Below are 21,012 nucleotides of genomic sequence, written 5' to 3'. Positions count from 1 at the left end.
TTTCCGGCGCAGTCGCTTCGGCCGCACCGTGGCTGCGTGACGGCGACGTTGTGGTGGTCACCAGCAAGGTGGTGTCCAAGTGCGAGGGCCGCATCGCTGCTGCACCCACCGATGCCGATGCGCGAGACACGCTGCGCCGCAGCCTGGTCGATCGCGAGGCTGTGCGCGTATTGGCGCGCAAGGGCCGCACGTTGATCACCGAGAACCGGCTTGGGCTGATCCAGGCGGCGGCAGGGGTGGACGGCTCCAATGTCGGCGCGGACGAGCTGGCGCTGTTGCCTGTCGACCCCGACGCCAGCGCCGCCGCGCTGCGCGCCGGGCTGGCCGAACGGCTCGGCGTTCGAGCGGCGGTACTGATCACCGACACGATGGGCCGCGCCTGGCGCAACGGGCAGATCGACGTCGCGATCGGTGTCGCCGGCCTGGCTGTGCTGCATTCCTACGCCGGCGCCCTCGACACCCACGGCAACGAGCTGGTGGTCACCGAAATCGCTGTCGCCGACGAAATCGCCGCGGCCGCCGACCTGGTCAAGGGCAAGCTCACCGGGATTCCGGTGGCGGTGGTGCGCGGCCTTGGTGCCGACTGGGACGGGTCGACCGCGCGAGATCTGGTGCGGGCCGGCACCGAGGATTTGTTCTGGCTCGGCACCGCCGAAGCTGTTGACCTGGGCCGCCGGCAGGCGCAACTGCTGCGCCGGTCGGTGCGTCGGTTCACCGGTGAACCGGTGCCGCCGCACCTGATCGAAGCCGCCGTCGCCGAGGCGTTGACCGCCCCGGCACCGCACCACACCCGGCCGGTACGGTTCGTCTGGCTGCAGGATGCCGCCACGCGCACCCGCCTGCTGGATGCGATGCGCGACAAGTGGCGTGCCGACCTCACCGGCGACGGCAAGCCCGCCGATGCCGTGCAGCGTCGAGTGTCACGCGGCCAGATCCTCTACGAGGCACCGGAAGTCGTTATCCCGATGATGGTACCCGATGGCGCGCACCACTATCCTGATGCTGCCCGCACCGACGCCGAGCACACCATGTTCACCGTGGCGGTCGGTGCCGCGGTGCAGGCGCTGCTGGTGGCGCTGGCCGTGCGCGGGGTGGGCAGCTGCTGGATCGGATCCACCATCTTCGCCGCCGACCTGGTACGGGCCCAACTGGACCTGCCGGATGGCTGGGAGCCGTTGGGCGCCATCGCGATCGGCTATCCACACGAGCCACAGCAGCTGCGATCCACGATGCCGCTCGATGATCTGCTGGTGCGCAAGTGAGGGTTCGGGACTCCGCGATCGCGATCCTGTCCGACTGGCATGCACCGGATGCCGCCCAGGACTCGCTTCGGCACGCGGTGCTGGCCTTCATCCACGCCCGCGCCGATGCCTGCACCCGCGACTGCGAACCGGGCCATGTCACCGCCTCGGCTCTGGTGCTCGACCACACCGGCCACCGGGTGCTGCTGACCCTGCACCCCCGCCTGGGCCGCTGGGTGCAGCTTGGCGGGCACTGCGAGGACACCGACACCGACGTCGTTGCCGCCGCCCTGCGAGAGGCCACCGAGGAATCCGGCATCGCCGACCTGCGCGTCGACCCGCACCTGGCGGCGGTTCACGTACACCCGGTGACCTGCTCGCTGGGTGTGCCGACCCGCCACCTGGACCTGCAGTTCGTCGCACACGCGCCGGCCCGCGCGCAGACCGGCATCAGCGACGAGTCGGTGGATCTGCGCTGGTGGCCGATCGACGCGCTGCCCGACGGCGCCGACCATGCGCTGGCCTACCTGATCACCCGCGCATGCCTCACAACACCCGCAAACCGGCAGGTATATTCGCCGGGTCGCGCCAGAACGCGTCGTTGACGAACCGGTTGAACAGATCCGGCGGCAGCAGGCTCTCCCGCGGCTCGGCCTGCACCACAGCGCGCACGGTGTGTAAGCCGGGCGTGCCGGCCCGCTCGTCGAACCCGGTCACGTCGTAGTCGACGTGGTCGAAGTCGTGGTCAAACATCGGCTCGCCGATGAAGTCGTAGATCGCCGCCATCGTCTTGGCCGGGTCGGCGGTCAGCGTCTCATACTGCACCAGCAGTAACCGGTCGCGCTGCGCGCCGTAACAGGCCTGCTTGAGCGCATCATAGGGCCCACCCACCATGCCGTCCTGCGACGCGACCCCGTTGGCGCGGGTATAGACCGTGCCGCCGGCGGAGAAGTTGAAGATCGACGACGGAGTGAACACGTTGCACTGGATCAGCCGCTCGATGCTGTCGATCACCCACGGCAACTCCCGCACGCAGGCAAGTACCTTCGCGGCCGGGAACAGCCGCGCGATCGCCGGCATCCGCGCACACCAGCCGCGGCTGGTGTCGAAGACCACCTCCTCGGGGCAGTTCGCGTAGTAGTTGTCGAACAACCCGTGCAGGATACGCTCGCGTTTGACGTCGTCGAGGAACACCGAAAACTCGTTGCGGGCGCTCATCTCGTGCAGCAGCGCACCGAACAGTCCGGCCAGCGGACCCGACATCCCGGCTTCAAACCTCGGGTTCTGCCGCAGCAGCGCAGCCAACAGCGTCGACCCCGATCGCGGCAGCCCTGAGATGAAATGAATCGATGCCATAGCGCACCCTCGACCTTCGTGGCGCCGCTTGCCGACACCGACCTGTGTGGGCAGAGATATTAACTGCCTGCGCCGATGACGTCGACACCCGCCGGGCTCACACGTCCGACGAATACCGGATTCCGCCGTCGGGAATGCAAACCCCGGGCCAGACCCGCGCCCCGCGCAGCAACTCGCAGCGCGCGCCGATGTCGGCGCCGTCGCCGATGACGCCGTCGCGGATCAATGCCCGTGGGCCGATCCGGGCGCCGAACCCGATGATCGACCGCTCGATCACACTGCCGGCCTCGACCCGCACGCCGTCGAAGATGACCGCGCCGTCCAATCGCGAACCGGGACCGATCTCCGCACCCCGCCCGACGACCGTGCCGCCGATCAGCACCGCGTCCGGCGCCACCGCCGCGCTGTCGTGCACCAGCGCCTCACCCCTGTGTCCGCTCAGCGCCGGCGACGGCGCGATGCCGCGCACCAGATCGGCCGACCCGCGCACGAAGTCCTCCGGGGAGCCCATGTCGCGCCAGTAGCTTGCGTCGACGTACCCGCACACCTTCACACCGTCGGACAACAACGCCGGGAATACCTCGCGCTCCACCGAGACCTCCCGGCCCACCGGGATGCGGTCGAGCACCTCACGCGACATCACATAGCAGCCGGCGTTGATCTGATCGCTCGGCGGATCCTGCGTCTTCTCCAGAAACGCGGTGACCCTGCCGTCTTCAGTGGGTACGCAGCCGAACGCCCGCGGGTCGCCGACCCGCACCAGATGCAGGGTCAGATCGGCTGCCTGGTCACGGTGATAGGCCAGCAGCGCAGAAAGGTCGGACCCGGAGAGCACATCGCCGTTGAACACCAGCGCCGTATCGTGGCGCAGCTTGCCCGCGACGTTGGCGATGGCTCCCCCGGTGCCCAGCGACTGCTCCTCGGTCACGTACTCGATCTGAAGCCCCAGCTTGGCTCCGTCACCGAACTCCTCGGAGAAGACGCCGGGTCGATACGACGTGCCCAGCACCACGTGCTCGATACCGGCCGCGGCAAGACGCGACAACAGGTGGGTCACAAAGGGCAGCCCCGCGACCGGCAACATCGGCTTGGGTACCGACAGCGTCAGCGGCCGCAGCCGGGTGCCCTTGCCGCCGACCAGGACCACCGCATCGACCTGCGCCAATGATGTCACCGTAACCCTTTGGTCGGTTTCCGCCGGGAGCTGCGCACCGCCAGGCGCGCCCGCACCGCCAGCGCGCCCCGCATCGTCCAGCGCAGCGGAGCGCGCCACCAGCCCGTGTGGCGATCGGCGAGATAGGTGTAGGTGCTCCGGTGATGGGCGAGCAGATTGCCGGCCGGATCGCGGCCGGTGGCGTGGCCCTTGTGGTGCAGCACCTCGGCGGACGGCACGTAGACGTTCAGCCAGCCCGCTCTGCCGAGCCGATCGCCCAGGTCGACGTCCTCCATGTACATGAAGTAGCGCTCATCGAAGCCGCCGATCGCGTCGAAAGCGGCGCGGCGCACCAGCAGACACGACCCGGACAGCCACCCCACCGGACGCTCGCTGGGCTCCAGCCGCTCCTGGCGATAGGCCGCCGTCCACGGATTGGTCGGCCACAGCGGGCCGACCATGGCGTGCATGCCCCCGCGGATCAGGCTGGGAAGGTGACGTGCCGACGGGTACACCGAACCGTCCGGCTCCCGGATCAGTGGCCCCAGTGCTGCCGCGTGTGGCCACCGCGCCGCCGCGTCCAGCAGCGCATCGATGCTGCCGGGACCCCACTGCACGTCCGGGTTGGCCACGACAAAAAACTCACCGTGCTCGCCGGCCTCCGAGTTCTCCCGCCCGAGCTGGGCCACGCCGCGGTTGACCGCCCCCCCGTAGCCCAGGTTGGCCCCGGTGGCGAACAGCCGCACGTCGGGATAGCGCCGTACCGCCTCCTGCGGCGCACCGTCGGCGGAACCATTGTCGGCCAGCAGCACCCGCACCGGCTTCTCGGTGGCCAGCGACAGCGACGCCAGGAAACGGTCCAGGTGCGAACCCGGCGAATAGGTCACGGTCACCACCGGCAGGGTCTCGCTCACGCGCTAGAGGTTACCGACCAATCCGCAGCGCTTCGACCAGTGCCTCACGCCACCCGCGCAGTGGCGTCAGGCCCGCCCGTGCCGAATCGGCGCCAGACAGCGCGGAGTAACGCGGCCGGGCCGCCGGGCGGGGCCTGTCCGCGCTACTGACCGGACGCACCCGCCCCGGATCCGCCCCGACCTCCGCGAACACCGCGCGGGCCTGCTCGTAGCGGCTCACCGCGCCCCGGTTGGCCGCATGCAGCACCCGCGCGCCGACCCGCCGGTCGGCCACCTGCAGCAGCGCGCCCGCCAGATCGGCGACGTAGGTCGGCGACCCGGTCTGGTCGTCGACCACATCGACGATGTTTCCGGCATCGGCCAGCCTGCGCATGGCCGCGACGAAGTCGTTGCCGTCCGCCCCGGTGTAGACCCAGGCGGTGCGCACCACCGTGGCATCCGGTGCCGCGACGAGGACGGCTTCCTCGCCGGCGAGTTTGGTGCGCCCGTAGACACTCAGCGGCCCGGTCGCATCGCCGGGTTCGTAGGGGTGCGGCTCCCCGCCGCCGGAGTCGCCGCTGAACACGCCACTGAACACGTAGTCGGTCGAGATGTGGATCAGCCGTGCGCCCGCGGCCGCGCACGCCTCGGCGACGTAGCGCGGACCGGTCGCGTTCACCGCGTACGCGACCTGCTCGTCGGACTCGGCGCCGTCGACGTCGGTGTAGGCGGCGCAGTTGACCACCACGTCGCCGGGGCGCACGATCCGCCGGGCAGCTTCAGCATCCCTGGCGTCGGTGACGTCCCACTGCGCCGACGTCAGCGCCAGCACCTCCCGGCCCTCACCTGCGGCCCGAGCCGCCAGTACGCTGCCGACCTGGCCGCCGCCGCCGGTGATGACGATCCTGTTGGGCACCCGTTGAGTCTGGCACGCCGAACCGGCTACCCGTGAAATGCCTCCACCGCAAGTAGCCTGAAGTAATGGAAGTGCCTCCTGTGCAACGTGTGGCTCGCGTGGTTGCGACGGTCGCCGCCGTGGCGGTCGTCGGCGGCACCGGGGTGGCGTGGAGCCAGATCCGATCATTCGAGGACGGCATCTTCCATATCTCTACGCCGCTGCTGGGCCACGGCAGCGCGGACGGCGCGGTCGACATCCTGCTGGTCGGCCTGGACAGCCGCACCGACGCCCACGGCAACCCGCTGACCCCTGACGAGCTGGCCACGCTGCGGGCCGGCGACGACGAGGCCACCAACACCGACACCATCATCCTGGTCCGCATCCCCAACAACGGGCGCTCGGCCACCGCGATCTCTATCCCCCGAGACTCCTACGTAGAGGCACCGGGCCTGGGCAAGACCAAAATCAACGGCGTCTACGGCCAGGTCAGAGAAGACACCCGCGCCCACCTGGTCCAGTCGGGCGTAGTGCCCGTCGAGGCGGAGGCACGCGGCACCGAGGCGGGCCGCGAAGCGCTGATCAAGACCGTCGCCGACCTGACCGGCGTCACCGTCGACCACTACGCCGAGATCGGCCTGCTCGGTTTCGCGTTGATCACCGATGCCCTCGGCGGCGTCGATGTCTGTCTCAAAGAGCCGGTGTACGAACAACTTTCGGGTGCGGACTTTCCGGGTGGCTGGCAGGCGCTGTCCGGCCCGCAGGCGCTGAGCTTCGTCCGGCAGCGCCACGAACTTCCGCACGGCGACCTGGACCGGGTGCGCCGCCAGCAGGCGGTGATGGCCTCACTGGCGCATAAGGTCATCTCCGGCAAGACGCTGTCCAGCCCGGGCACCCTGGCGCGCCTGCAGCAGGCGGTCCAGCGGTCGGTGGTGCTGTCCACCGGCTGGGACGCCATCGACTTCATCAAACAGCTGCAGAAGCTGGCCGCCGGCAGTGTCGCCTTCGCCACCATCCCGGTGCTCGAAGAGTCCGGGTGGAGCGACGACGGCATGCAGAGCGTCGTGCGGATCGATTCGGGCCAGGTCGCCGATTGGGTCGCCGGCCTGCTGCACGACCAGGCCGAAGGCAAGACCGAGCAGCTTGCCTACACCCCGGAGAAGACCACCGCCACCGTCCTCAACGACACCGACGTCAACGGACTGGCGGCCGCCGTGTCAGACGTGTTGAGCGCCAAGGGATTCACCATCGGTGCTGTCGGCAATAACGATGCCGGGCACGTGACCGGCAGCCAGGTGCTTGCCCGCAAGGTCGACGACCTCGGCGCGCAGGCGGTAGCCAGGGACCTGGGCGGCCTGCCGGTGGTCCCCGACGCGTCGGTACCGCTCGGATCGGTGCGGGTGCTGCTGGCCAACGACTACACCGGCCCCGGATCCGGACTCGACGGCCCCGGCATCCCGAGCGGCTCACCGGGCGCCGGCGAAGCCGACGCCGCTCCCCCCGCCTCGCCCGTCCTCACCGCGGGGTCGGACAATCCCGAGTGTGTCGACTGACGCCGCAAGCCCCCGAACCCTGAGCCAGGCAATCCTGAATCCCCTGCTGCGCGCCGACCCGGTCGGCCCGCGGATCACCTACTACGACGACGCCACCGGTGAACGCATCGAATTGTCGGCGGCGACGCTGGCGAACTGGGCCGCCAAAACCGGCAACCTGCTGCGCGACGAACTCGGCGCCGGGCCGGACAGTCGCGTCGCAATGCTGCTGCCGGCGCACTGGCAGACCGCGGCGGTGCTGTTCGGGGCATGGTGGATCGGTGCCGAAGTGGTGCTCAGCGGACCCGGCGACATCGCCTTGTGCACCGCCGACCGGCTCGCCGAGGCCTCGAAGATCGCCGGGACCGGCGAGGTGGCGGTGCTGTCACTGGACCCGTTCGGCCGGCCGGCCACCGATCTGCCGGTCGGGGTCACCGACTACGCCACGGCGGTGCGGGTGCACGGCGACCACATCGACCCCGAACGCCGTCCCGGCCCCGCGCTGGCCGGCCGATCCGTCGACGACCTGCTGGCGGCCTGTCAACGGTCGGCGGCCGCACGCGGACTGACCTCGGCCGACCGGATTCTCTCCACCGCAGCGTGGACGACGCCCGACGAGCTGGTGAACGACCTGTTGTCGCTGCTGGCGGTCGGCGCGTCGCTGGTGCAGGTGGCCCATCCCGACCCGGCAGCGACGCAGCGCCGGATGGCCACCGAGAAGGTGACCCGGACGCTGGACTGACCGTCTGTACTGCAACTTTGCGGATACATGCCAATATGCTAATGTGATGATGGTTTTGTTCGGACGAGAGGGAATGAGGGATCACCGATGGTATACGCGCTGTTGACGAAGGCGGGCGCCGCAGTGCTCACCGGGCTGGTAGGGGTGAGCGCCTACGAACTACTGCGCAAGGCGCTGGACAAGGCTCCGCTGCATCAGGCCGCGGTGACGGCCGCCGAATGGAGCCTGCGCGGGACCCGCCGCGCCGAGGAGGCCGCTGAATCGGGCCGGCTGAAGGTCTCCGACGTGGTCGCCGAGGCCCGGGAGCGCATCGGCGAGGAGGTGCCCGCTCCGGTGACGGGTGACGTCCACGACAACGAGCATTGATCGCGTGACGACCGACATCCGGGCTGTGCCGGCGGTGATTGCCGACGCTGCCGGACGGATGCGGCTGCACGTCGCTTGGGTGCGCGCCGATGCGCGGCGCGCGGTGGCCGTCGAGGAGGCCGTCTCCCGGGAGGCCGGGGTGCGGGCGGTGCACGCCTATCCCCGGACCGGATCGGTGGTGGTGTGGTACTCACCGAAACGCTGCGATCGTCCGGCCGTGCTGGCCGCCCTCGGCGCGGCCGCTCACACCCCGTCCGAGCTGATCCCGGCCCGTGCACCGCATTCGTCCGACATCGGCAACGCCGAGGTGCTGCGCATGGTGATCGGCGGGGCGGCGCTGGCCCTGCTGGGAATTCGCCGCTACGTGTTGGCCCGTCCGCCGCTGCTGCGGGCTGGCGGCCGGGTCGCCGCCACCGGGGTCACCATCTTCACCGGTTATCCGTTCCTGCGCGGGGCGCTGGGTTCGATCCGCAGTGGCCGCGCCGGTACCGACGCGTTGGTGTCGACGGCGACGGTGGCCAGCCTGGTGCTGCGCGAGAACGTGGTGGCGCTGACCGTGCTGTGGCTGCTCAACATCGGCGAATTCCTGCAGGAACTGACGCTGCGGCGAACCCGGCGGGCCATCTCCGAGCTGCTGCGCGGCAGCCAGGACACCGCCTGGATCCGCAGCGACGGCGTCGAGGTTCAGGTGCCCATCGACAGCGTGCAGATCGGCGACGAGGTGCTGGTCCACGACCACGTGGCGCTCTCGGTCGACGGCGAGGTGGTCGAGGGCGGCGCGATCGTCGACCGGTCGGCAATCACCGGGGAAACCCTGCCGGTCAGCGTCACCGCCGGCGCCCACGTGCACGCCGGCTCGGTGGTGATGCGGGGCCGGTTGGTGGTGCGCGCCACCGCGGTGGGCAGCCAGACCGTCATCGGGCGCATCATCACCCGCGTCGAAGAGGCTCACCACGACCGGGCACCGATTCAGACCGTCGGCGAGAACTTCTCCCGCCGCTTCGTGCCCACCTCGTTTATCGTCTCGGCGCTGACGCTGGCGGTCACCGGGAACGCTCGCCGCGCGATGACCATGCTGCTGATCGCCTGCCCGTGCGCGGTCGGCCTGGCCACCCCGACCGCGATCAGCGCCGCGATCGGCAATGGGGCCCGTCGCGGCATTCTGATCAAGGGCGGCTCGCACCTGGAACAGGCAGGACGAGTCGATGCCATTGTGTTCGACAAAACCGGAACCCTGACCGTCGGCCGCCCAATGGTCACCAACATCGTTGCTCTACACAAGGATTGGGAACCAGAGCAGGTGCTGGCCTATGCGGCCAGCTCGGAGATCCACTCCCGGCATCCGCTGGCCGAAGCGGTGATCCGGTCGACCGAGGAACGCCATATCAGCATTCCGCCGCACGAGGAGTGCGAGGTGCTGGTCGGCCTGGGCATGCGCACCTGGGCCGACGGGCGGACGCTGCTGCTGGGAAGCCCGTCGCTGCTGAGCAGTGAGCACATCGAGGTCTCCGAGGAGGCCGCCGGCTGGGTGGAAAAGCTGCGCCGGCAGGCCGAGACCCCACTGTTGCTGGCAGTGGACGGCACCCTGGTCGGCTTGGTCAGCCTGCGCGACGAGGTCCGGCGGGAGGCGGCGGACGTGTTGAAGAAGTTGCGCTACAGCGGAGTACGCCGCATCGTCATGTTGACCGGTGACCATCCGGAGATCGCCTCGGCGGTCGCCGCCGAGCTCGGCATCGACGAGTGGCGCGCCGAAGTGCTGCCGGACGACAAGCTGGACGTGGTCCGCGAGCTGCAAGACGGCGGCTACGTGGTCGGCATGGTCGGCGACGGCGTCAACGACGCTCCCGCACTGGCGGCGGCCGACATCGGGATCGCCATGGGGCTGGCCGGCACCGACGTGGCCGTGGAGACCGCCGATGTCGCGCTGGCCAACGATGACCTGCAACGACTGCTCGACGTCCGGGATCTGGGCAGTCGCGCGGTCGACGTCATCCGGGAGAACTACGGCATGTCGATTGCGGTCAACGCTGCCGGGCTGGTCATCGGCGCCGGCGGCGCGTTGTCGCCGGTGCTCGCTGCGATTTTGCACAATGCGTCGTCGGTTGCGGTGGTGGCCAACAGTTCCCGGCTGATCCGCTACCGGCTGAATTGACTCAGCAGCCGCAGCCCTCGCCGCGCCACGACCGGAAGCCCTGCCACACCGCGGCCCCGGCCACCCCCAGCCCGATCACCGGGTCCAGCCACCAGCCACCCGGCCAGTCGGCGGTGACCACCAGCCCCATCAACACCGCGGCGGCCTGAATTGCGCACAGATAGTTCTGCACGCCCTCACCCGCGGTGGCTGCCGATACCAGCCGGGCACCGAGCCGCCGCTGCGTACGGCCCAGGACCGGCATGACCACCACCGCCGCCGCGGTCACCGCGACGCCGAGCACGCTGCCCTCGGCACGCTGCCCGGCGAACAGATGATGCGCGGATTCGGCGCCGATATAGGGGGCGGTCAGCCAAAACGACACCGCCACGCCGATCTGGGCCCGTCGCTCGGCGGTCTCGGACAGGGTGCGCGCACCGGTGAAGCGCCAGATCACCACCGCTGCAGCCAACCACTCGGGAATGCTGCCCAGCGCCCAGCCGGTCAACGCGATCGACCCGGCGGCCAGGCCCTGCCACAGGCCCACCGAGCCTTCCACGGCCACCAGCAGCAGGCTGAACCAGGCCAACCGGCGCGCCCACTGCGCGGCACGCTGCCAGTCGCCGTCCCGTACCGGGTGCGCATGACCCGACACCACACAGCCAGCACCGTCGACCAAACCGGCCGGGCGGTCGACTAAACCAGCCGGGCCGTCGACCGGACCGAGTACGGGACCAGACACCCCGAAGATGCTACCGCCAACCGTCTGGACGACCGCGGCTGGCACTCGGTGCGTATCCAACTGCGTCAACTACTGGCCGACGGCGGATTACCGGTCCCGCCCAGGCAGACGGCGAAGGCTCGATCGCCGACAACCACTACTGCGTCGCGAGCTTCACCACCCGGTTGTTGCCGCGGTCGGCGACATAGATCTGTTCGTCCCGCCCGTTTTTCGCGTCCTTGTCCACCGCCACGGCCAGCGGGGTGTTGAGGCCGGTGAACGGCACCACGGACGGGATCGCCGACCCGACCGCCGACCTCACCACCTTGTTGGTGTCGCGTTCGGTGACATAGACAGTGCCGGCATTATCCACCGAAACACCCCAGGGCATGGCGATACCGGTGAGCGGCAGCGCAACCGGGACAGCCGGGACGGCCGATCCCTGCACCAGTTTGAGCACCCTGTCGTTGCCGGTGTCGGTGACGTAGACACTGCCGGCGCTGTCCACCGCCACACCGTGCGGGTGGTCGAGGCCACCGAACGGCAACACCATCTGGGCGTTCGAGCCGGCCGCCAGCTTCACCACCCGGTCGTTGTCCCGGTCGGCGACGTAGACGTTGCCGTCGGAGTCCACCGCCACCCCCTGCGGGTTGTCCAGACCGCTGAACGGCAGCACCGCTTGGCTTTCCGACCCCGCCGCCAGCTTCACCACCCGATCACCGAAGTCGGCGACGTACACCGAGCCGCCACTGTCCACCGCCACCCCCTGTGGTTCGTGCAGGCCGGTGAACGGCAGCACGGTCGGTTGGGTCGATCCGGCCGGTAACTTCAGCACGTGGCCACTCATACCCTGACTGGTGACATACACTGTGCCGTCGGCGTCGACCGCCACCCCGCCCGGGGAGAGGCGGTAGGCAAGGCCGGTGAACGGCAGCACCATCTGCGCGGGCGCCGCCACCGACGAGGCGTGCGACGGCCGGGTGCCCAGGTATCCGACCCCGGCGACGACGACGGCAACGAGCGCCGCGGCGCCGAGCAAGACAGGCTTGCGCTTGCGCCACGGCGCAGACATCTGCGGCACCGGGTGAACCAAAGCCGTGGTGGCACCGGCCAGCTCGGATACCGCCTTGTCTCTCCTATCGGGTTCAGACCCCGGCTCAGATTCAGCTAACGCGGCCCGGGCGGCGGCGGCCAGCTCACCGGCGCTGCGATAGCGATCCGCCGGTTTTTTGGCCATGCCCTTGGCGATCACCTCGTCGAAGGCCTCCGGTACCCGCCCGGGCAGCAACTGGCTGGGTCTCGGCGGCGACGCGCTCAGATGTGCGGTCAGCGCCTGTTCGACACTGTCGGCGGGATACGGGGGCGACCCGGTCAAACACTGCGACAACACACCGGCCAGCGCGTAGACGTCGGAGCGGTGGGTGACGATGTCGCCGGTGAACCGCTCCGGAGCCATGTAGTCCAAGGCCTCGACCGCGGTCCCGGCCTGGGTCAGCCCCGGATCGGCGGCGGCGCGGGCGATGCCCAGATCCGTCAGGTGGGCGAAGTCACCACCGTCACGGTCGGTGACCAGGATGTTCTCCGGTTTGACATCGCGGTGTATCACACCGGCCTGGTGTGCGGCGTCCAACGCGGCGGCGATCTGGGCCACGATGGCCACCGCCCGTGCCGGGCTCAACGGCCCGAAACGCCCCAGCAGCGCCGCGAGATCGATGCCGTCGATCAACCGCATCTCCACATACACCGTGCCGTCGACCTCGCCGTAGGCGTGCATGGGCACCAGATGCGGCTCGGTCAGCAGCCCCGTGACCTCCACCTCGCGCTGCATCCGCAGGCGGAACACCGGACTGCCGGAGAACCGCTCCGAGATCAGCTTGACCGCCACGACGCAGTGGCCGTGGGTGTCGGTGATGCGCTGAGCCTCATAGACCGCGCCCATCCCGCCGCGGCCCAGCAGCCGCACCAGTTGATACGGGCCGAACCGCGACCCCTCTCGCGAATCCGGCTCGTTGCCCGCACCGCCGATCACGAGATCGCATTCACCGCCGTCAACAGCCTCGATTTGAGCGACTCCGGCAGCGGAATGGACCCGTACTGGTCCAGACCCTCCTGCCCCGGACCGATCGCGGCCTGCATGAACGCCTTCACCGCCGAGCCGGTGGCGGTGTCCCGATACTTCGAGCAGACGATCTCGTAGGTCGCCAGCACAATCGGATAAGCACCGGCCAGCGTCGGCTTGTAGAACGACGAGGTGTCCAGCACCAGGTCATTGTCCTCTCCGCCCTGACCGGAGATCTTGGCCCCAGCGATCGTCTTGCCGACCGAGTCGATGGAGATCCCCACCGGGTCGGGGCCCGCCGACGTGACGATCTGCACCATGTGCAGCTGCTTGCCCACCGCGAACGACCACTCGTTGTAGGTGATCGACCCGTCGGTGTTCTGCAGCGCGGCCGACGTGCCGTTGTTCCCCGCGGCACCCTCACCGGCAACCCCGTTGAACGCCTCGCCGGCGCCCCTGCCCCAGGCGCCGTCGGATGCGCCGTCGAGATACTGCTGAAAGTTCGCCGTGGTGCCCGACTTGTCGCGGCGGAAGACCACGTGAATGGGTGTGGCGGGCAAGGCGATACCCGCGTTGAGCGCCGCGATCGCCGGGTCGTTCCACATGGTGATGGCGCCGTTGAAGATCTTCGCCACCGTGGGCCCGTCCAGGTTCAGCGAGTCCACCCCGTTGACGTTGTAGGTGACCGCGATCGGGCCGAACACCGTCGGTAGATCCCACGCCGGTGAGCCGCACCGTGCCTCCGCCTGGCCCTTCGACTGGTCCAGCGCCACGTCTGACCCGGCCAGGTCGGTTTCGTTTTTGACGAAGTCCTCCACCCCGGCACCGGAGCCGTTCGCGTTGTAGTCCAGGGTATCGCCGGGGCACGCCCGGATATAGGCGTAGACGAACTGCTCGATCGCGTTCTCCTGCGCGGTCGAGCCGCTGGCATGCAGCCCCCGCTTGCCTGCGCAGGTCACCGACGCCGATGAGGTGTCCGACGACCCCGGGCTGCTGCTGTTGTTGCCACCGCACGCCGAAAACACCAGTGCGCCGGCCATCAGCAGGCTCAGTGCGACACGCCGCCGGCTGACCTTCACAGAACACGACCCTATCGTGATGGGTGACTCACCCAAGTAGCACCCAAGTAGCATTGCCCGATAGACCCGGGGCGTTGCGTACGCTGTCGGCCCGGTGCGTCGTCACGACGGTGGTCCTGGCCGCGGCGGGCTCAGAACGGTATGCGGAGGTGAGGTCGTGAGAACCCGGTTGCGCAAGCTGTTGGCCGTGTCCGCCGTCGCGCCGTTGGCGCTGGCGGTGATGCCTGCAGCCGCCTGCGGTTCGAGATCAACCACTGGTTCGTCGAACCCCGTGCCGGGCGGCGGCAGCGCCGCCGCCTCGCCGGCGACGTCGGACGTGGCACTGTCGGAGACCGGCAGCACGCTGCTATACCCGCTGTTCAACCTGTGGGGTCCGGCCTATCACGACAAGTACCCCAACGTCACCATCACCGCACAGGGCACGGGTTCGGGCACCGGCATCGCTCGGGTCGCCGCCGGCGCCGTCGACATCGGCGCCTCGGACGCCTACCTGTCCGAGGGCGAGATGAAAGAGCACCCGGGGCTGATGAACATCGCCCTGGCGGTCTCCGCCCAGCAGATCAACTACAACCTGCCCGGTGTCCAAGAGCACCTCATGCTCAACGGGACGGTGCTGGCCGCGATGTATCAGGGGAACATCAAGGCCTGGAACGACCCGCAGATTGCCAGGCTCAACCCCGGCGTCACGCTGCCCGACACCCCGGTGGTGCCGCTGTACCGCTCCGACGACTCCGGGGATACGTTCCTGTTCACTCAGTATCTGTCCAAGCAGGATCCCGACGGTTGGGGCAAGTCTGCAGGCTTCGGCCGCACCGTCGACTTCCCCGCGGTTACGGGCGCCCTCGGCGAAAACGGCAGCGGCGCCATGGTGACTGGTTGCGCCGGAGCCCCCGGTTGTGTCGCCTACATCGGCATCAGCTTCCTCGACCAGGCCCAGCAGCACGGGCTCGGCGAGGCCCAGCTGGCCAACGCCGCCGGCAACTACCTGCTGCCCGACGCCAACAGCATTCAGGCCGGCGCCGCCGACTACGCTTCCCAAACCCCGGAGAACCAGGCGATCTCGTTGATCAACGGACCCGCACCCAACGGGTACCCGATCGTCAACTACGAATACGCCATCGTCAACTCCGGCCAGAAGGACGCCGCCACCGCGCAGACGCTGCAGGCGTTCCTGCACTGGGCGGTCACCGACGGCAACGACGCCTCGTTCCTGGACAAGGTGCACTTCCAGCCGTTGCCGGAGGCGGTGGTCAAGTCGTCCGTCGCCCAGATCGCCAAGATCAGCGCAGAGTAACGGCACCGATGCCGAAAACACCACCTGACCTGGCATATAAGAAGTTTCCTTACTGCTATTGAAGAACTGCCGGCGTTTCCGCGGCCTCGCGGGGTGGGTGCGTCGGTAGGGTCCGCGTCCGAACCGGTGCGGTCTGACTCATGTCTTTACCGGCCGCGAGCAGCATGGCGTACCTGCAATCGTCAGATCCGTCGACCGTGCCAGGTTCGGCGCGGAACCGCCGTAGGGAGTGACCTGATAGGAGCGCGACCGGTCGACCTACCAGATCGAGGAAACCAAGCGCCGCCGTCGCCAGCTATACCTGCTTCTCGCAGAAGAGGATGAACGCATACGTCGCGAGGCGCAGGAATCGTCGGATCAACAGATCAAGTCGGCGTGGGAAATCGACGTTCGCACCCGACAGGAAGCTCAGCATCGGATGGAGCAGCGGATGATGTCTGCCTGGAATGAGGCGAGAAGTGTATCGCGAACCTTGACCATGAAGCCCGTCTCAAGGCGTCCGCTGTGCTCACCACCGCGCAACGCGAGGCGAAATCGCTCACCGAAAGCATCCGGGCTGAGGTGCAGCGATTACGAAAAGAGCGCTCGGAGGTCATCGCCGGCTTGAACGACATCCGGCGCTGGATCAAGTCTGCCGTCGACCAGGATCAGTATCAGCGTCTTCGAGACGCCAGTGGCAACCGATGAGGCTGAGCCGGATACGCCCGTGCGGGAGGAGCCTGATCAACCTGACCACGAGCAAACCGAACCCGAGCAGGATTTCGGGTAGTCGCCCTGGTGGCCTTCTTCATGCGCTTCGCCGATGTAGATAGGGCTGCGCGTTAGGGTGCAACGATGCACCACAGTCCCAGCCCCAGCCCCAGCCCCAGCCCCAGCCCCAGCCCCAGTCCCAAGCCCCTCGACGGGTTCCGCGTTCTCGACTTCACTCAGAACGTGGCCGGTCCGCTGGCCGGGCAGGTGCTGGCCGACCTGGGTGCCGAGGTCATCAAGGTGGAGGCGCCGATCGGCGACGCCAGCCGGCATATCACCTCGGTGCTACCCGGGCGCCCGCCACTGGCCGCCTACTTCCTGCCCAACAACCGCGGCAAGAAGTCGGTGGCAGTGGACCTGACCACCGCCGAAGCCCGCCGCCGAGTGCTGCGCCTGGCCGACACCGCCGACGTCGTTCTCGAAGCGTTCCGGCCCGGTGTCATGGAAAGGTTCGGCCTCGGCCCCGGCGAATTGCAGTCCAGCAACCCGAAACTCGTCTATGCCCGGCTGTCGGCCTACGGCGGAAACGGCCCGAACAGCGAGCGGCCCGGAGTCGATCTGATGATCCAGGCCGAGGCCGGGATGACGTCCGGGATGCCCACCCCGGACGGCAAACCGCAGATCATCCCGTTCCAGCTGGTCGACAACGCCAGCGGTCACGTGCTGGCGCAGGCGGTGCTCGCGGCGCTGCTCAACCGGGAGCGGCACGGTGTCGCCGATGTGGTCCGGGTGGCTATGTACGACGTCGCAGTGGCGCTACAGGCCAACCAGCTGACGATGCACCTGAACCGGTCCGAACCCTCAGAAGCCGTCCCGACCGCCGAAAAGCGCAAAGGCGTCGGCTTCGCCACCCAACCATCCGACGCGTTCCGAACCGCCGACGGTTGGATCGTCATCAGCGCCTACGTGCCCAAACACTGGGCCGCGCTGTGCCACACCATCGCTCGGCCTGATCTGATCGACGACGAGCGGTTCGCCGATCAGCGTTCCCGCTCGATCAACTACCCGGAGATGACCGCGCAACTGGAGGCCACGTTGACCGCCAGGACCACCGCCGAGTGGGTGAAGTTGTTGCGCGGTAACGGCCTCATGGCGTCTCCCGCCTACACCTGGAAGCAGGTGGTCGACACCGCGCTGTTCGCGGAGAATCAGCTGGCGCTGCGAATCGGCGGCGGCGGTGACGAGACCGACGCCGTCACGGTGATTCGCACCCCGGCGCGCTATCGCTCGTTCAGCGCGGCGGCGACCGGCCCGCCGCCCGCCCTCGGCCAGCACAACGACGAACTGGTCGGCTGAACCTAGACGAATTCCCAAGCGGCGCGAGCGATCGCCAGTTCCTCGTTGGTCGGCACCATCAGCACAGTGGTCGGTGATCCATCGGCCGAGATCACCCGCGCACCGTTTCCGGTGCGGTTGCGTTCGGGGTCGACGCTGATGCCGAGCCCGTTCATACCCGACAGCGCGTCCTCACGCACCGCGGCGACGTTCTCGCCGACCCCAGCAGTGAATGCGATAGCGTCGACCCGGCCCAGCACCGCCAGATACGCACCGACGTATTTGCGCAGCCGATGGATGTAGACGTCGTAGGCAAGGGCCGCCGATGAAGATCCCGTCGCCATCTGCTCGAGCAGTTCGCGAAAGTCGTTGACCCCGCACAGTCCCTGCAGTCCGGACCGCAGGTTCAGCATCTCGTCGAGTTCGGCCATCCCCATACCGGCGGTGCGGTGCAGATGTATCAGCACGCCAGGGTCGATGTCGCCGCAGCGGGTGCCCATCACCAGGCCTTCCAGCGGGGTCAGCCCCATCGAGGTCTCGACCGCCACCCCGCCGCGCACCGCCGACGCGGATGCGCCGTTGCCCAGGTGCAGCACAATGGTGTTCAGCTCGGTAAGTTCGCGGCCCAGCACAACCGCCACCTGTTGCGAAACGTATTGGTGTGATGTGCCGTGGAATCCGTACCGGCGGATGCCGTACTCCTCGGCGACCTTCTTCTCGATCGCGTAGGTGGCCGCCGCCTCCGGCAGCGAGTGGAAGAAACCGGTGTCGAACACCGCCACATGCGGGACGTCCGGGAAGTCGGCACGCGCCACTTTGATACCGATCGCGTTGGCCGGATTGTGCAGCGGCGCCAGCTCGGCGAGCCGCTCGATCTCGGCCAACACGACGTCGGTAATCAGCGTCGGTCGGTGAAACCGCGTGCCGCCGTGCACCACCCGGTGTCCCACTGCCCGCACCGCCGCCAGGTCCGCTCCGGAATCCTCGAGCATCCGATAGGCCCGTCGCAGTCCATCCGCGTGATCGGCGATGCCGCTCCCCTGTTCGCCGATCTGCTCCACCAGGCCGGAGGCGATGGGGACGGCGGCGGTGCCGGCCACCGGGTCGACGACCTGGAACTTGATCGACGACGACCCCGAGTTGAGTACCAGTACGAAACCGGTCAAGACGCTCATCAAGCGCTCGCACTCTTTTGCGCCTGGATGGCGGTGATCGCCACGGTGTAGACGATGTCGTCGACCAGAGCACCCCGGGACAGGTCGTTGACCGGTTTGGCCAGGCCCTGCAGCACCGGCCCGATCGCCATCGCGCCGGCGCTGCGCTGCACCGCCTTGTAGGTGTTGTTGCCGGTGTTCAGGTCCGGGAACACCAGCACCGTGGCCCGGCCGGCCACCGCAGACCCGGGCATCTTTGCCGCGGCCACCCCCGGGTCGACCGCGGCGTCGTACTGAATCGGCCCGTCCACCAGCAGGTCGGGTCTGCGCACGTGCACCAGTTGCGTTGCGGCGCGGACTTTGTCGACGTCCGCCCCGGCGCCGGAATCGCCGCTGGAGTACGACAGCAGCGCGACCCGCGGGTCGATGCCGAACGCCGCCGCGGTCGCCACCGACGAGATCGCGATGTCGGCGAGCTGCTCGACGGTGGGGTCGGGCACCACCGCGCAGTCCCCGAATACCAGCACCCGGTCGGATAGGCACATTAAAAACACGCTGGACACCGTCGACACCCCGGGTGCGGTTTTGATGATCTCGAACGCCGGGCGAACGGTGTGCGCGGTGGTGTGGGTGGCTCCGGAGACCATCCCGTCGGCGAGGCCCAGATGCACCATCATGGTGCCGAAATAAGAGATGTCCCGGACGATCTCGGCTGCCCGCTCCTCGGTCATACCCTTGTGTGCGCGCAACCGCACGTATTCGGCTCCGAACGACTCCAACAACCCGCTGGTGTCGGGATCGAGCACCTGCGCGGCGGACAGGTCGACGCCCAGCTCGGCGCCGCGACGGCGTACCTCCGCCTCCACTCCCAGGATGGTCAGATCGACGATGCCGCGGGCCAGCAATCGCCCGGCGGCCAGCAGGATCCGGTCGTCACCGCCCTCCGGCAAGACGATGTGCCGGCGGTCGGCCAGGGCGCGTTCCAGCAGCCGGTAGGTGAACATCTGCGGGGTCACCACCGTTGCGGCCGATACCCGCATCCGCTCAAGCAGTTTGGCACTGTCGGTGTGGCGGGCCATCACCTGCAGCGCGGTGTCGACCTTGCGCAGCGAGTCGGCCGTGATCCGGGCGCGGGCGTGCGACACCTTCTCGGCGGTCCGGTAGGTCCGGTGCCGGGTGGCGATCAGCGGCAGCACCGGCTGCAGCCCCTTGACCAGTTTGTCGATCGCCGGGTGCGGTAGCAGCCCCCCGTTCAGGATGATCCCGGCCAGCGACGGGAAACCTCGCGCCCGGTGGGCGGTCACCAGCGCCAGCAGCACGTCGGTACGGTCCGCGGGCACGATCACCACCTGTCCCTCCACCAGCCGCTCCAGGATGTTCTCGGCGGTCATGCCGCCGACCATCACGCTCATCGCCTCGCGCCGCAACAACTCCGGGTCGCCGCTGTACAGCGTGCCGTCCAGCACCTGGCACAGCTCGGCCATCGTCGGTGCGGCCAGCAGCGCCACTTCCGGCACGGCGAAGGCCAGCGGGCCGGTGCCGGCCAGTGCCGCCGTCACCTCGTCCAGGAGCTCGGGGGCGCACCGGTTGGCGATCACCGCCGCCGGCTGCGCGTGGGTGCGTTTTACCTCGGCCAAGCAGCGTCGGGTGATCTCGGTGATGGCCTGGGCGCTGCGGTCATGGCCGTTGATGGCCAGGAACAGCGGCGCCCCCAGGTTCACCGCGACCCGGGCGTTGAAGCTCAGCTCGCTGGGGTTGACGACGTCGGTGTAGTCGCTGCCGACGACCAACACAGCGTCGCACTGACAGGCGATGTCGTGGAAGCGCACAACGATCTCACTCAGCGCAGCTTCGGGGTCGGAATAGACCTGCTGGTAGGTCACACCCTGGCACCGGCCGTGGTCGTCGGGGGTGACCGTCGCATGCGCGAGCAGCAGCTCCAGCACCTCATCGGGCTCGTCGGCGGACCGGACAATCGACCGGAACACCCCCACCCGTCCGGCGGAGGCGACCAGCAGCTGCAGCAGGCCCAGCGCGATCGTGGACTTGCCGGTGCCGCCCTCGGCGGCGGCCAGGTAGATGCTGGACGTTTCCACCATCGCATCAGGCTAAGGCGTGTGGTGGGTGTCCGGCACCCAAAGCTGGGTTCGGGGTGCGGGACTCCGTTGGTTTGCTTGAACGTCGAGTAGCCGAGGTCGAGAGGCGTCAGGTAGGCGTGTGTGTGTCCAGCTGTCCGGCGCCAGCTCCGATCAATGTCGGACCCCCGCTCTAGGATCGAAGACATGTTCGATAGCACGATTGAGGTGGCGGCGTTGGTCGATCGGATGACGTCGGCGACCCGCGCGGAGAATCGGGCCGCCGGGGCGCGGTT

18 protein-coding genes are annotated in these 21,012 nt (G+C 68.7%); 9 read left to right on the top strand and 9 right to left on the bottom strand.

The window, feature by feature from the left end; genetic code table 11:
- Positions 1 to 1,262 (top strand): coenzyme F420-0:L-glutamate ligase (locus AC2VON_RS10235; protein ID WP_486952852.1); only part of this gene is annotated, 1,262 nt, incomplete at its 5' end.
- Complete coding sequence (locus AC2VON_RS10230) at positions 1,259 to 1,846, top strand: NUDIX hydrolase (protein ID WP_486952851.1); 588 nt, start codon at positions 1,259 to 1,261, stop codon at positions 1,844 to 1,846. The genes AC2VON_RS10235 and AC2VON_RS10230, both read left to right, overlap by 4 nt.
- Here the strand turns inward: AC2VON_RS10230 and AC2VON_RS10225 are convergent.
- The 4 genes from AC2VON_RS10225 to rfbD all read right to left on the bottom strand — a co-directional run bounded on the left by AC2VON_RS10225 (position 1,788) and on the right by rfbD (position 5,559).
- Positions 1,788 to 2,597, bottom strand: a complete 810-nt coding sequence (locus AC2VON_RS10225) for a sulfotransferase family protein (RefSeq protein WP_486952850.1) — start codon at positions 2,595 to 2,597, stop codon at positions 1,788 to 1,790. The genes AC2VON_RS10230 and AC2VON_RS10225 overlap by 59 nt on opposite strands.
- A gap of 97 nt (positions 2,598 to 2,694) precedes the next feature.
- Positions 2,695 to 3,762, bottom strand: coding sequence for a mannose-1-phosphate guanylyltransferase (manB, locus tag AC2VON_RS10220; protein ID WP_486952849.1), 1,068 nt, complete (start codon positions 3,760 to 3,762; stop codon positions 2,695 to 2,697).
- A 5-nt stretch (positions 3,763 to 3,767) separates the two neighbouring features.
- Positions 3,768 to 4,646: a glycosyltransferase family 2 protein gene (locus tag AC2VON_RS10215; protein WP_486952856.1), complete on the bottom strand. Its 879-nt coding sequence runs from the start codon at positions 4,644 to 4,646 to the stop codon at positions 3,768 to 3,770.
- A gap of 28 nt (positions 4,647 to 4,674) precedes the next feature.
- Positions 4,675 to 5,559, bottom strand: coding sequence for a dTDP-4-dehydrorhamnose reductase (gene rfbD, locus AC2VON_RS10210; protein WP_486952848.1), 885 nt, complete (start codon positions 5,557 to 5,559; stop codon positions 4,675 to 4,677).
- 65 nt (positions 5,560 to 5,624) lie between these two features.
- On the opposite strand from rfbD, the gene AC2VON_RS10205 reads away from it, so the two are divergent.
- From AC2VON_RS10205 to ctpC, 4 genes are all read left to right on the top strand, one after another.
- On the top strand, positions 5,625 to 7,091 hold the full coding sequence (locus AC2VON_RS10205; RefSeq protein ID WP_486952847.1) for an LCP family protein: 1,467 nt from the start codon (positions 5,625 to 5,627) through the stop codon (positions 7,089 to 7,091).
- On the top strand, positions 7,081 to 7,812 hold the full coding sequence (locus AC2VON_RS10200; RefSeq protein WP_486952846.1) for a TIGR03089 family protein: 732 nt from the start codon (positions 7,081 to 7,083) through the stop codon (positions 7,810 to 7,812). Before AC2VON_RS10205 ends, AC2VON_RS10200 begins: the two co-directional genes overlap by 11 nt.
- A gap of 87 nt (positions 7,813 to 7,899) precedes the next feature.
- Positions 7,900 to 8,178, top strand: coding sequence for a DUF1490 family protein (locus AC2VON_RS10195; protein WP_486952845.1), 279 nt, complete (start codon positions 7,900 to 7,902; stop codon positions 8,176 to 8,178).
- Between the two features lie 58 nt (positions 8,179 to 8,236).
- Positions 8,237 to 10,330: a manganese-exporting P-type ATPase CtpC gene (gene ctpC, locus AC2VON_RS10190; protein ID WP_486952855.1), complete on the top strand. Its 2,094-nt coding sequence runs from the start codon at positions 8,237 to 8,239 to the stop codon at positions 10,328 to 10,330.
- Between the two features lies 1 nt (position 10,331).
- Here ctpC and AC2VON_RS10185 read toward each other — a convergent pair whose 3' ends face one another.
- The 3 genes from AC2VON_RS10185 to pstS (AC2VON_RS10175) form a co-directional block, all read right to left on the bottom strand.
- Entirely contained in the window at positions 10,332 to 10,988 is a 657-nt protein-coding gene (locus AC2VON_RS10185; RefSeq protein ID WP_486952854.1) for a cation efflux transmembrane domain-containing protein, read from the bottom strand.
- Between the two features lie 199 nt (positions 10,989 to 11,187).
- Positions 11,188 to 13,059, bottom strand: coding sequence for a serine/threonine-protein kinase PknD (locus tag AC2VON_RS10180; protein ID WP_486952844.1), 1,872 nt, complete (start codon positions 13,057 to 13,059; stop codon positions 11,188 to 11,190).
- Positions 13,056 to 14,168: a phosphate ABC transporter substrate-binding protein PstS gene (gene pstS, locus AC2VON_RS10175; protein ID WP_486952843.1), complete on the bottom strand. Its 1,113-nt coding sequence runs from the start codon at positions 14,166 to 14,168 to the stop codon at positions 13,056 to 13,058. The genes AC2VON_RS10180 and pstS (AC2VON_RS10175) overlap by 4 nt, the downstream gene beginning before the upstream one ends.
- 157 nt (positions 14,169 to 14,325) lie before the next feature.
- Here pstS (AC2VON_RS10175) and pstS (AC2VON_RS10170) point away from each other — a divergent pair, with 157 nt between their 5' ends.
- From pstS (AC2VON_RS10170) to AC2VON_RS10160, 3 genes are all read left to right on the top strand, one after another.
- Positions 14,326 to 15,462: a phosphate ABC transporter substrate-binding protein PstS gene (gene pstS, locus AC2VON_RS10170; RefSeq protein WP_486952842.1), complete on the top strand. Its 1,137-nt coding sequence runs from the start codon at positions 14,326 to 14,328 to the stop codon at positions 15,460 to 15,462.
- 504 nt (positions 15,463 to 15,966) lie between these two features.
- Complete coding sequence (locus AC2VON_RS10165) at positions 15,967 to 16,149, top strand: hypothetical protein (RefSeq protein WP_486952841.1); 183 nt, start codon at positions 15,967 to 15,969, stop codon at positions 16,147 to 16,149.
- A gap of 147 nt (positions 16,150 to 16,296) precedes the next feature.
- Positions 16,297 to 17,508: a CoA transferase gene (locus AC2VON_RS10160; protein ID WP_486952840.1), complete on the top strand. Its 1,212-nt coding sequence runs from the start codon at positions 16,297 to 16,299 to the stop codon at positions 17,506 to 17,508.
- 2 nt (positions 17,509 to 17,510) lie between these two features.
- Here the strand turns inward: AC2VON_RS10160 and AC2VON_RS10155 are convergent, their stop codons facing one another.
- Both AC2VON_RS10155 and pta read right to left on the bottom strand, forming a co-directional pair.
- Positions 17,511 to 18,653: an acetate kinase gene (locus AC2VON_RS10155; protein ID WP_486952853.1), complete on the bottom strand. Its 1,143-nt coding sequence runs from the start codon at positions 18,651 to 18,653 to the stop codon at positions 17,511 to 17,513.
- Between the two features lie 8 nt (positions 18,654 to 18,661).
- Positions 18,662 to 20,740 carry a phosphate acetyltransferase gene (pta, locus tag AC2VON_RS10150; RefSeq protein WP_486952839.1) on the bottom strand — a complete coding sequence of 693 codons (2,079 nt, stop codon included), beginning with the start codon at positions 20,738 to 20,740 and terminating at the stop codon, positions 18,662 to 18,664.
- Positions 20,741 to 21,012: the final 272 nt, after the last annotated feature.

Source organism: Mycobacterium sp. TH-M82 (genome assembly GCF_057473605.1).
The sequence above is the reverse complement of the archived record's forward strand: the minus strand, read 5'-3'. Positions and strand labels throughout refer to the sequence as shown.

Bases quoted from the DNA above. Each gene is read 5' to 3' on its own strand.
- AC2VON_RS10225 (WP_486952850.1), bottom strand. From the start codon at position 2,597: ATGGCATCGATTCATTTCATCTCAGGGCTGCCGCGATCGGGGTCGACG.
- AC2VON_RS10195 (WP_486952845.1), top strand. From the start codon at position 7,900: ATGGTATACGCGCTGTTGACGAAGGCGGGCGCCGCAGTGCTCACCGGG.
- AC2VON_RS10205 (WP_486952847.1), top strand. From the start codon at position 5,625: ATGGAAGTGCCTCCTGTGCAACGTGTGGCTCGCGTGGTTGCGACGGTC.
- AC2VON_RS10160 (WP_486952840.1), top strand. From the start codon at position 16,297: ATGCACCACAGTCCCAGCCCCAGCCCCAGCCCCAGCCCCAGCCCCAGC.
- pta (WP_486952839.1), bottom strand. From the start codon at position 20,740: ATGGTGGAAACGTCCAGCATCTACCTGGCCGCCGCCGAGGGCGGCACC.
- ctpC (WP_486952855.1), top strand. From the start codon at position 8,237: ATGCGGCTGCACGTCGCTTGGGTGCGCGCCGATGCGCGGCGCGCGGTG.